The organism is Mastigocoleus sp. MO_188.B34, from assembly GCF_030065675.1.
Lineage (GTDB): Bacteria > Cyanobacteriota > Cyanobacteriia > Cyanobacteriales > Nostocaceae > Mastigocoleus.
Window position 1 is genome coordinate 1 of record NZ_JASJDK010000184.1, and the last position, 11,512, is coordinate 11,512.

Genomic DNA, 11,512 nt, shown 5'->3' on the forward strand with positions numbered 1-11,512 from the left:
ACCAAATTCACGGCTGATATGGTGCGAACCTATCTGCGCGAGATTGGTAGAGTACCATTGCTGAACCGCGAACAAGAAATTGTTTTTGGTAAGCAAGTACAACAAATGATGAAGTTGGTTGAAGCGAAAGATGCTTTAACCAAAAAATTAGATCGTTCGCCAACCCTGGAAGAGTGGTCGCATAATGTCAAGCTTTCCGAGAAAGAATTAAAGCAAACTGTGCACCAAGGGAAACGAGCGAAGCAAAAAATGATTGAAGCGAACTTACGCTTGGTTGTTGCAATTGCGAAAAAATACCAGAAGCGGAATATGGAATTTCTGGATTTAATCCAGGAAGGAACCTTAGGTTTGGAACGAGGTGTGGAGAAGTTCGATCCGACTAGAGGTTACAAGTTTTCAACTTATGCTTACTGGTGGATTCGTCAAGCTATTACTCGAGCTATCGCTCAACAGGGACGTACGATACGTCTTCCCATTCATATCACTGAAAAACTGAATAAAATCAAGAAAGTTCAACGAGAATTAGCTCAAAAATTAGGTCGTTCTCCCTTACCAGGTGAGGTTGCAAAAGAGTTGGATTTAGAGCCCAGTCAGATCCGTGAATATCTTAATATGGCTCGTCAACCAGTATCTTTGGATGTTCGTGTTGGTGACAACCAAGACACTGAATTACAAGAAATGCTGGAAGATGAAGGACCTTCTCCAGAACACTACACTACCCAAGAGTTTTTGCGCCAAGATTTGTACAACTTGTTAGCCGAACTCACACCCCAGCAAAGAGAAGTCCTTTGTTTGCGTTTCGGTTTGGAAGATGGGAACGAATTATCTTTAGCAAAAGTTGGAGAACGTTTAAACCTCAGTCGAGAACGGGTTCGTCAGTTGGAACATCAAGCTCTTGCTCATCTACGTCGCCGTCGGGCTAATGTTAAAGAATATGTTGCTAGTTAAATCACAAGCACTAGAGATTTACTCAAATTTACCCACTATTCTCTAACAAAATTCTTTAAATAGAAAAGAGAAGTTGAGTTTTTAAGTTGGATATTTTCCTCCACCTTCTCAAAATCCCTTTCTTCCCATTATGGAGACGTAGCAATGCTGCGTCTCCAATGTTTTCTTATCCTCTCTATTGAAGTTTCCCCCAAACTTTATATTTCCTCTCTCCTTCTTAAAAAGAATAATCAACTTAAATTTAGTCTCAGTATTCTTTCTGAAAACCTCAAAATTTTGCACCTTACCCAATGAGGAACAACTACAAACTTAAAGAAATCAGGATTTTCTTCGAGCTATCGACTTAATTCCAGAAATTTTCTCAAAATCCAGTGAAAATATTCCGCAAAAATTCCGAAAAGTAATTCCTAAAGCTTGTATTAACTCAAAGAAAGTTAATTCCCGTAGATTTTACTAGAAGAAAGGAGCAATAACTAGAAAATATTTTGCAATTTAACAATTTATCTTTTTCTATTTATTAAATTACTTAGAAAATTTTCCCTGATTTTCTCAATTTACGCCAAATTTATTTGACTAAAGTTTGATGAATCTAAAAAAGTAAGATATTTGAAGCAAATAAGGCAAATACTCTAGCAAGATTTTATTTACTTGGATAATCTAAATCAAAATACTAATACTTTTTTGTTTTCATGTGATCTAAGTCACTTACTTTGTCTGCTAATTTATCACACCCTAAAAGTAACAACCAAAAAAATGTGTAACATCTCAGAAGGGGGAATTTCTAATAATTTTTGTTCGTTGATAAATAAATTGCAGATATAATCTAAACTTAAGGTTTGTAAAATATAGACTTAAGAAATAAGTCTCAAGTGAGCACAGCAAAGTAATTTAGTTAATATCATAGTAAATTTCTTTTAGCTTAGTCCGAAACATTACGTCACAACCACAAAGCATTAATTGGATAACAAACCTAAACATTTGTGACTCAAGATTTTTGACTCAAAACTTGCAACCCATAATTGTTTAATTTCTAGTCAACATCATTGACTGATTTATAAATTGTTAACTTCTGTTGATAATTGAATCTTGAAAAATTAGACCGTATTGTGACTAAATTCCAGCAGATTTTGGACTATGTGAATGTAATAGTCGCATCAGCTAATATTTCAGCCGACCAATATTCGACAAAAAAAACTGAAGTTTTATTTATTTAAGTATTTTTTGTCAGACAATGTAAGTAAAAGACGATATTACCCAAAATTCAAAAACAATTATTCATAAAATTACGTGCTTTAAGACAGGGAACAAAATGTTGAATAATATCAAGCGTCTATCTTCAAATCTAAATTGGAAAGTCCCCTTTGTCGCTCTTTCCTTAGCTATTGGAGTATTTGCGGATACTACAAATCCGGTATCTGCTAGTCAAATTCAAACAATGCATCAGTACCGGACTGTATCATTGAATTCACAAACTGCAACAGGCTCTTTTTCCTCCTATAGTCCTTCACAAAGTACTAATTTTTTTGTTAGCAATGATGAACATTATTCTTATCATTGGAACACATCATTGAAAACAGTTGGCGATATCAATCAGTATCAAGCTTCTATAAGCACTTCTTTATTTCGCAAACGGACAACTTTACCCCAAAAAGATGGAGTTTATCTCTACGGTCAATCTCCCCAACCAGGACAATTAGGTAAAGGTTACATAATTTTTGAACGGAAGCATGGTATTGTTACAGGCGCACTGTATATGCCTAGTTCAGAATTTAGTTGTTTTCGAGGAGCATTGCGTGAAAATGGAAGACTCGCAATGACAGTCAATGCTTATCCTGGGGAAACTAGTACACCTCAAGTCGCTTCTGTAAGAACATTCTCTGGTACGGATAATGCTGGAGTTACTAACTACAGCCATTCTGTTAAACTTCAAAATTACTATCGCTTAAGTTCCATTGGTCACAGCGATCGCCGGGTCTTACAAATGTGCAAAGGTCAATAAACACAAATAGTCACTATGGAATGTTCCTGTAGTCATTGGTCATTAGTCATTGGTCATTAGTCATTGTTCGCTAGTACTTGAAGGGGAATTGATGATTGATGACCAATATATTTTGATTTGTGATTAATGGTAGACTTTTTTATTTTTTATAACGCACGTTTGATATAGATGCTATTATAGTATTGGAGAGTTGAGTTTAATGTTTAGTCGCGATCGCCAAGGAGTAGAGTAAATGGGATAATTAGTACCTTATCTTTACGCCTTAAAAATAAATCCAGTGTAGATCTATGCCGAAAATTGTAGACCACGAGCAATACCGCAAAGAATTATTATGGAAAAGTTTTGATTTATTTGCCCAAAAGGGTTATGCATCTATCACCATGCGTGAGATTGCAAAAGAAATAGGGGTTTCAACTGGAACCTTATATCATTATTTTCCCAATAAGGAAGCCCTATTCTTACAGCTAATTGAAGAGCAAGCCGAACGGGATCTTTCTGATTTTTTGGCTGAAGCACAAGACGTAGAAACTTTACCAGAGCGAATTCATACTTTAATTGATTTCCTTGCTAAAAATGAAGATTATTTTATCAACCAAACACTAATATTATGTAACTTCTATCAGCAGCAAGGAAAAGCTATCGTTTTAAATAATAAAATTCTTCAAACAGTTCAGGAAAAGACAAGACAAGAACTTGCTAAGTACTTACAAATTCAAGATCGAGCTTTAGCAAGTTTCATCATGAACGTGGTTAATGGGTTATTAATCGGGCGTATGTTTGAAGGAGATGTAATTTCCTACGAGGAGCAAGGAGAATTACTCAAAAAGATGGTTTGTCAATATTTAGATAATCAAAATTTAAAGAGTCAAAATTTGGATATTAAAAATTTAGAAAATTAAAATTTAGAAAATTAAAATTTAGAAAATTAAAAATTTAGAAAATTAAAATTTAGAAAATCAAAATTTAGAGAACTAACAGGAGAAAGTATGAGTCAAGAAATACTCCCTAAGTCTGAAAGTAAAAAACCTGCTATCAAAAACCTATTAGGTTTAATAATAGTTGCTACTGCGGTCTCTGGTATACTTACTGTTTATGGTTTATCTCAGTTTCAATCACTCCAAAAACCTACTGCTCAAGCAGTTAATCGACCATACCCTGTAAAGAAAGTTACCGCTTTAGGAAGACTCGAACCGGAAGGGGAAGTAATTGAGTTATCCGCACCTTTAGCTTTGGATGGAGATCGAATCGCACAATTATTGGTAAAGGAGGGGGATACTGTCAAAGCAGGAGAAACCATTGCTGTTTTAGATTCTTACAAAAGTTTACAAGATGCTGTTACCCAAGCCGAAAAAGAGGTGAAAGTGGCAGAAACTAAATTAGCGCAGGTAAAAGCTGGTGCTAAATCCGGGGAAATAACAGCTCAAAAAGCAACCATAGCCAGACTTCAGGCAGAAAATAGCACACAAATATCTGCCCAGAAAGCAACAATAGCCCGACTTCAAGCTGAATTAAATAATGCTCAATCGGAATATCAACGCAACCAAAATCTTTATCAAGAAGGAGCGATTTCTGCATCAAGTAGAGATAGCAAACGCTTGACCTGGGAAACTGCACAACAGCAATTAGCTGAAGCCCAAGCCAATCTCAAACGTATAATTTCCTCTGGACAAGAACAAATTAACGCAGCCAAAGCAACTCTCAACCAAATTGCTGAAGTTCGTCCGGTTGATGTTAAAGTTGCACGAGCAGAATTAGATCGTGCGATCGCCACACTTAAACAAGCCAAAACTAATCTCGAACAACCTTATATCCGTGCTCCAATGGTAGGGCAAATTATTAAGATTCATGTTCGTAAAGGTGAAAAAATTGGTGATTCTGGTGTCGCCGAAATAGCAAAAACAAGTCAAATGATGGTAGTCGCAGAGGTTTATCAAACTGATATATCTAAAATAAAAGTAGGACAAAAAGCAATTATTAGCGGACAAGCATTGACTGGTAAGTTGGAGGGGGAAGTAACTCAAATTGGTTTGCAAGTTAATCGCCAAAATGTTTTTAGTAACCAGCCTGGAGAAAATTTAGATCGTCGTGTTGTTGATGTCAAAATCCGCTTAAATCCTGAAGATAGCAAGCGTGCTTCAGGGTTGACCAATTTACAGGTAGAAACAGCAATAGAACTGTAAAAATTATTTGCGCTATTTTACATTTAATTTTTTATAACGAATGTTTGATATAAGGAGAAATTATGTTTTTAAAGAACAAATGGTGGGCGATCGCTGAATCGCAAACGATCAATAAAAAACCTGTTGCGCTCAGGCGTTTGGGTGTTGATTTAGTTTTGTGGCGAGACAGTAGTGGTACAGTCGTTTGTCAGGCTCAACACTGTCCTCACCGAGGTGCAAGTCTTGCTTTAGGTAAGGTGGTAGATGGTTGTCTGCAGTGTCCGTATCATGGTTTTCGTTTTGACAATCAAGGTAATTGCACCTTAATACCTTGTGAAGGCGAAAAGGCTCACATCAGTTCAAAAATGTGGGTAAAGCCTTATGTAGTAAAAGAAGCCCATAATTTAGTGTGGTTGTGGTGGGGAGAAACTCAACCCGAACAATCCCAAATTCCTTGGTTTGAAGAATTGCAAGACCATCCAAAACGTTGGGCTTCGGGAATGATGAGTTGGAATGTTCCTTTTACTCGGGCTGTAGAGAGTTTACTAATCGACCTGCATCATTTTGTATTCGCACATCATAACGTTGCTCGGTTATCTGGTTTTGGTTCTTCTACTTTGTTAGATCCCTTTGATGCAAAAGTTGAAGGCGAAATAATTCATACTTGGGGACAAATCAGACCGCAAAAATTAGATGACCAAAAATTAGATAACCAAAATTCAAATAACCCAACATTAAACCAAAGCATGAGTGTTGCCAATTTTCGACATCGCTTACATTTCCCCAACTTAGCAATATTTGATTTTGGCTTTGGTGGAATCAAATTATTTGTAGTTGGAACACCCATCGATGAAGAGAATACTTGGGCATATTTCCGTTACTATACCCCATTCAGTATGCCTTGGGTTAGTCAGTTAATTTCCAGAGCTTTTGTCTGGGTGGAATTAAATCTAGTTCAACCGGATGACTACAAAATTTTGATGTCAACTCGACCTCGAGAGAGTGGATTGAAGGTTAATAATTTTGTTCGTGCAGATAAAGGAATAGTTTTATGGCACAAACTATACGAACGGGCTCAGACAATGTCAAATTCAGAAAATGCTTAAAAACTGACACGTAATAAGTATTGAACTCGTAATATAAGTCCTGCAAATTATTCAAATAAAGTTTGATCTAGTTATACGGAGAAGAAATATGATGACTTCTGAAATTATTCTGCTAGAAAAATCACAAATCGTTCAAGCTTCTCAAATCCTTGCTGCTGCATTTCTTAAAGATCCACTTTTTAGCTATGCCTTACCCCAAGAAGATAAGTTAAAAGATAAGCTATTACATGATATATGGAAAGCTAGCTTGCGATATTCCCTCCCTCATAACTGTACATATACCACTCCAGAAATGAAAGGCATTGCAATTTGGATCCCACCAGGAGCATATCCTTTTAATAACCTACGATTTATGCTCGCAGGATTCTATAAAATTCCTTTCCAGTTGGGTTGGAAAAATCTGAAAAAGTTTATATCTCTGTTTGTATTAATTAACAAATACCACACACAAGATATGCCCGTACCTCATTGGTATCTCTTTGGTTTGGGAGTTTCACCTGTTTGTCAGGGACAAGGAATTGGCGGTTCACTCATTCAACCGGTTCTCAAACAAGCAGACGAAGAAGGTTTACCTTGTTATCTGGAAACTGATACCCCTGGTGCTGTTCGCTTTTACCAAAAACATGGTTTTGAAATTTTGCGAACCGGTGAACAACCACTCAAGTTTTGGACAATGAAAAGAGAACCTCAAAACGGTAATAGATAGGTAATTTTGATTATTAATTAATTTTGATTGTTAATTAAATAACTTCTAAAATTTCTCAGATAAGTCATTTACATATGTTTCACAAGTTATTTCGAAGAACACCATTAGCTTGGCGACAGTTGACAAAGCAAAAAACTCGCTTCGCCGTAGCTATAGCTGGAATAGCCTTTGCAGATATTCTTATGTTTGTTCAGATGGGCTTTGAAGGTGCGCTTTTCAATTCAGCAACAGCACCTCACCGAGCGCTACAAGCAGATTTAGTCTTAATTAATCCCCAATTTCAAACTTTATTCTCAGTCAAAAGCTTTTCTAGGGCGCGTTTATACCAAAGCTTGGCTTATGAAGGAGTTGATTCAGTACAATCCGTATATATTAATACTGCTCAATGGAAAAATCCCAAAACTCGCCTTAGTCGCGCCATTTTAGTTTGGGGAGTTGATTCGACAAAATCTACCTTTAATTTTCCTGAAGTCAATCAAAACTTGGGAAAACTCAAGCAACTAAATCGGGTATTTTTTGATCGTGCGGGAAGACCCGAGTACGGAGCAATCGCTGATATATTCAAAAAACAGGGTACTGTTGAGACTGAAGTTAATAGTAAATTGATTCAAGTAAAAGGCTTATTTACTTTGGGTGCTTCCTTTGCTGCTGATGGCAATATTATCACCAGTGATTCAACTTTTATGGAATTGTTTTCAGAACGCAAACCCGATCGCATTGAACTTGGTTTAATTAAACTGAAAGCAGATGCAGATATTGAAAGGGTGCGATCGCAATTAGAGACAAATCTACCCAATGATGTGCGAGTGCTCACACCAGATGATTTCGCTGATACAGAAAAAAGCTATTGGTCAGATGGTACTGGTATCGGTTTTATCTTTGGTTTTGGGGTAGTAATGGGTTTCATTGTTGGGATTGTGATTGTTTACCAAATTCTTTACTCTGATGTATCAGATCACTTACCAGAATATGCAACTTTAAAGGCGATGGGATACACCGATCGCTACCTATTAGTAACTCTTTTACAAGAAGCAATTCTTCTTGCTGTGTTGGGCTACATTCCTGGATTTGTGCTGTCATTTGGGCTTTATCAACTCGCATATGCTGCTACTATGCTTCCTATTGGGATGACAGTAGCTCGAAGCATTAACGTATTTGTTATGACCATCATTATGTGCTTTGCTTCCGGAGCGATCGCCATGCGCAAACTTCAGTCTGCGGATCCTGCTGACATTTTTTAGTTTTGGGTTTCGAATTATAGGCTTCAAATTATAGAAATATATTGGCACGCTAGGAATCACTTTTTATATCGAATATTCGATATAAGAATAATCTTTAAATTCCACCATAAGACTCAATACGCTTCAGTTAAGACTTTTTTTAAAATAAGTAACCCTGTAGAGACGCGACAGAGGCTGCGGCGTCGGCGTTAGCCTCTGTCGCGTCTCTACGAAGAAATTTAGGCTTAACTGAACCGTATTGCCATAAGACTTTAATTACACTTTCAAGCTAACTACACCTTCAACTCATGGAAAGTCTTCACTCTCTTGATTCTAACCAATCTCCATCAACAGAAACAGTTATTTGTGCTCGAAATCTTAACCATTACTTTGGGGAAGGTGAACTGCGCAAACAAGTACTATTCGATATTAGTTTAGATATTTACCCAGGTGAGATTGTCATTATGACTGGTCCAAGCGGTTCAGGAAAAACTACACTGCTCACCTTAATCGGTGGACTACGTTCTGCACATGAAGGTATTTTAAAAATTTTAGGGAAAGACATTTGCGGTGCAAGCAAAAAGAATCTAACACAGATTCGCCGTCAAATTGGCTATATTTTTCAGGCACATAATTTGATGACATTTTTGACTGCACAAGAAAATGTACGAATGTCCCTGGAGTTACACGACAATATGTTGACTGCGGACATGGATACAATTGCAAACGACATGTTGCAGAGCGTGGGTTTGGGAAATCGTGCAAATTATTATCCAGAAAATATGTCAGGTGGACAAAAGCAAAGGGTAGCAATCGCTCGCGCACTCGTCAGTCAACCTAAAATTATTTTGGCAGACGAACCCACTGCTGCACTTGATAAAAAATCTGGGCGTGATGTGGTGGAATTAATGCAAAAGCTAGCAAAAGAACAAGGTTGTACAATTTTGCTTGTCACCCACGATAATCGGATCCTTGATATTGCCGACAGAATTGTTTATATGGAAGATGGTTATCTTCAAAATAATGGTGTAGGTGCGGATGTTAATGGGTAATGTGGGTAATGGGTAATTGGTAATTGGTAATTGGTGATTGGTAATTAATGATTTATCGATACACAAAAATAAATTAGTTGATGATGATTTAGAAGAACAAATTATTAATAAAATTAAAATAACCGCATCAATAGAACCAATGGTTGCGTTATTTACTATTTTTGTCGCATTAACTAACCAATCGCTATGGGATATTTCTTGGTTTTTAACTATAATTTTATAGTATATTCTGCCAGAGGAAAAGAAAGTATACCCATCGGTAAATTTAAATTTCATGCTCTTTGAAAATAGAGTACAACTGCGGTTGCAACATAACCTATGCGTAAACACCTATTTTCTCTGATTGACTGCGAGCGCGTAAATTCTCGATTTCTTCCCGATTTCTTCTCTATTTATTCTCAATTATTTTTTACTCTAGAATAAGTATCATACTTGAGAAAAATCAATTCTCAATGAAAGAAAAAATTATGGACTTTAATTTTAACTGGTCTAATCTTAAGAATTGTAAATTTGAATCTAAGGTGAGAGATTCAATAATTCATTCCTCTTGTATTTCCTGGAAGCTTTGCTAGCGTGGAAGCTTTGCTGACAAAGTAAGAATTTACAATTAATTCATAATTTTATGAATCAGCAATATTGATAACTAGCTGAGGTAAAAATACTGCATAAAACTTTTTTTGCCTACATATTATAAATTATGTATGTTACACCTCGGTTTGCACTTTTCTCATTAGTTTTAGTGTGGAGAAGCGAAAGAGATACACTTTAAAAATATAAAAACTTTACGTTTTTAATCGGAAAATTAAATCGGAAGACTCTTGTGTAATTAGCACAAATATGGGTTAAACTTCCAGATTCTGTATTTTCCCACTATCTTATGAATCCAAAAGGTATAAACCTGAAATGTCAATTTAAACAACAACCAAGCTCGGATAGAAAAATTTAACAAACAGGTGCAGGCAAAAGAAAATCGCCCTAAAGTGAGTCAGAAATAAATTTTTATAGTGAAATATTAGACTTATTATTCGATTGTGCTTCTTCAGTTAATCCTGATTTCTCATTTTTTTCTAGAGAAGGCTCATTTGTTCCTAATAAATCGTGAATTTCACTCAATGAACTCGGTTTCGCATCACTATTAGATGAATTATCTACATACTCTAACAGATCTTCTACCCTGCAATTTAGAGCCTTGCAAAACCTCGCGACTCTTTCAATATGGTTAATTCCAGTCCTACCACTTTCCCAGTTTTGAACTGTACTTTCGGTCACGCCTACAAGACGTGATAGCTCAAGCTGGGTTAATCCTGCTTGTTCGCGGAGAAAGGCAATTCGTGGTTTTGCTTTACGTTTCACAGCTACAGCATTTATGTCTTGTTTATAGTCGTACATCCTAACACCAAAAAAAAATAGTGCTCAAATAATTTAACAAAACACTTGACGCACCCAAGAACTTGGGTTAAGAATATTAGGTGTTAGGTTCACTACTAACTTTATAGCAATCCTATATGGTTCGTAAAGCTGTTTCGGGAACAAAAATAGAAATACATCAGTTATGAATAGTATTGAAACTGATATTTTCTTGTGTTTCCCTCAGGGGTTTGAAATAAAATTCCCAAGGAACAGTTAATAACCTCAGCCAGGAATGTTATATCAAGCCGAATTTAGGAAATAGTAAGGGGTTCGAAAATTTTTTCCAAAAAAAATCAGACTTAATCTGGAATGACTCGAACTTACTTTGTATCCTCAAATATCAGACAAAAACGAACTCACTCGGAGGACATCCTCAAGGTTCTTATTCCTAATATGAATTAAATGAATCTAGAGTGAACAAAACACAACTCTCACTGAATTAAAACTCTCACTGAAATTCAACCTAGTTCAACGATAAAGTTCAACAACCAAGCTCAACAACACATAACCAATGAGGTCTTCAATTATGTTAAAAAAATCAGTCGCTTTTGGTCTATTAGCTGCAAGTTTAATCATTGCTCCTAGTGCAGCATTTGCAGATACTCAAAGTCAAAACAACAACCAATATAATGAGCAAAATGGTGCTGCACTTGACGGTAGCTTCAACGAGCAAAATGCTGAAAACGTTAATAACCAAAGACAAGTAATCAATCGCAAACGTCGTCACAGAGGCTACGGTAAGCGTTATTACGGTGGACGTAAATACCGTGGTAGTCGCCGCGCTAATCAAGAACAAGATAACGTTCAAGGAAACGTTCAAAGTGGTGCGGCTGAATTTGAATCTGAAAACAGACAAAATGCTAGCAACCGCAACAGACAAACACAAAGAAATCGTCGCTAATTCTGACCGAT

The 11,512-nt window shown here is 36.4% G+C and carries 10 protein-coding genes; 9 read left to right on the forward strand and 1 reads right to left on the reverse strand.

Annotated features, from left to right (window positions below; all coding sequences use genetic code 11):
- From QNJ50_RS26940 to QNJ50_RS26975, 8 genes are all read left to right on the forward strand, one after another.
- Nucleotides 1-948, forward strand: a 948-nt coding sequence (locus tag QNJ50_RS26940; RefSeq protein ID WP_300641762.1) for an RNA polymerase sigma factor, RpoD/SigA family, incomplete at its 5' end; no start/stop codon positions are given.
- Between the two features lie 1,309 nt (nucleotides 949-2,257).
- Nucleotides 2,258-2,947, forward strand: coding sequence for a hypothetical protein (locus tag QNJ50_RS26945; RefSeq protein ID WP_300641765.1), 690 nt, complete (start codon nucleotides 2,258-2,260; stop codon nucleotides 2,945-2,947).
- 287 nt (nucleotides 2,948-3,234) lie between these two features.
- Nucleotides 3,235-3,846, forward strand: coding sequence for a TetR/AcrR family transcriptional regulator (locus QNJ50_RS26950; protein WP_300641767.1), 612 nt, complete (start codon nucleotides 3,235-3,237; stop codon nucleotides 3,844-3,846).
- 87 nt (nucleotides 3,847-3,933) lie between these two features.
- On the forward strand, nucleotides 3,934-5,127 hold the full coding sequence (locus tag QNJ50_RS26955; RefSeq protein WP_300641770.1) for an ABC exporter membrane fusion protein: 1,194 nt from the start codon (nucleotides 3,934-3,936) through the stop codon (nucleotides 5,125-5,127).
- Between the two features lie 62 nt (nucleotides 5,128-5,189).
- Complete coding sequence (locus tag QNJ50_RS26960) at nucleotides 5,190-6,212, forward strand: aromatic ring-hydroxylating dioxygenase subunit alpha (protein WP_300641773.1); 1,023 nt, start codon at nucleotides 5,190-5,192, stop codon at nucleotides 6,210-6,212.
- An 88-nt stretch (nucleotides 6,213-6,300) separates the two neighbouring features.
- On the forward strand, nucleotides 6,301-6,918 hold the full coding sequence (locus tag QNJ50_RS26965) for a GNAT family N-acetyltransferase (RefSeq protein WP_300641776.1): 618 nt from the start codon (nucleotides 6,301-6,303) through the stop codon (nucleotides 6,916-6,918).
- Between the two features lie 74 nt (nucleotides 6,919-6,992).
- Entirely contained in the window at nucleotides 6,993-8,159 is a 1,167-nt protein-coding gene (devC, locus tag QNJ50_RS26970; RefSeq protein WP_300641779.1) for an ABC transporter permease DevC, read from the forward strand.
- A 287-nt stretch (nucleotides 8,160-8,446) separates the two neighbouring features.
- A complete protein-coding gene (locus tag QNJ50_RS26975) occupies nucleotides 8,447-9,190 on the forward strand; it encodes a DevA family ABC transporter ATP-binding protein (protein ID WP_300641782.1) in 744 nt (247 codons plus the stop codon).
- A gap of 999 nt (nucleotides 9,191-10,189) precedes the next feature.
- Here the strand turns inward: QNJ50_RS26975 and QNJ50_RS26980 are convergent.
- Nucleotides 10,190-10,543: a helix-turn-helix transcriptional regulator gene (locus tag QNJ50_RS26980; RefSeq protein ID WP_300641788.1), complete on the reverse strand. Its 354-nt coding sequence runs from the start codon at nucleotides 10,541-10,543 to the stop codon at nucleotides 10,190-10,192.
- Nucleotides 10,544-11,126: 583 nt separating this feature from the next.
- Between QNJ50_RS26980 and QNJ50_RS26985 the strand changes: the two genes are divergently transcribed.
- Nucleotides 11,127-11,501, forward strand: a complete 375-nt coding sequence (locus tag QNJ50_RS26985) for a hypothetical protein (RefSeq protein ID WP_300641786.1) — start codon at nucleotides 11,127-11,129, stop codon at nucleotides 11,499-11,501.
- Nucleotides 11,502-11,512 lie beyond the last annotated feature (11 nt).

Excerpts from the sequence above, each read along its gene's own strand:
- QNJ50_RS26945 (WP_300641765.1), top strand. The coding sequence starts at position 2,258 with ATGTTGAATAATATCAAGCGTCTATCTTCAAATCTAAATTGGAAAGTC.
- QNJ50_RS26950 (WP_300641767.1), top strand. The coding sequence starts at position 3,235 with ATGCCGAAAATTGTAGACCACGAGCAATACCGCAAAGAATTATTATGG.
- QNJ50_RS26955 (WP_300641770.1), top strand. The coding sequence starts at position 3,934 with ATGAGTCAAGAAATACTCCCTAAGTCTGAAAGTAAAAAACCTGCTATC.
- QNJ50_RS26960 (WP_300641773.1), top strand. The coding sequence starts at position 5,190 with ATGTTTTTAAAGAACAAATGGTGGGCGATCGCTGAATCGCAAACGATC.
- QNJ50_RS26965 (WP_300641776.1), top strand. The coding sequence starts at position 6,301 with ATGATGACTTCTGAAATTATTCTGCTAGAAAAATCACAAATCGTTCAA.
- devC (WP_300641779.1), top strand. The coding sequence starts at position 6,993 with ATGTTTCACAAGTTATTTCGAAGAACACCATTAGCTTGGCGACAGTTG.
- QNJ50_RS26975 (WP_300641782.1), top strand. The coding sequence starts at position 8,447 with ATGGAAAGTCTTCACTCTCTTGATTCTAACCAATCTCCATCAACAGAA.
- QNJ50_RS26985 (WP_300641786.1), top strand. The coding sequence starts at position 11,127 with ATGTTAAAAAAATCAGTCGCTTTTGGTCTATTAGCTGCAAGTTTAATC.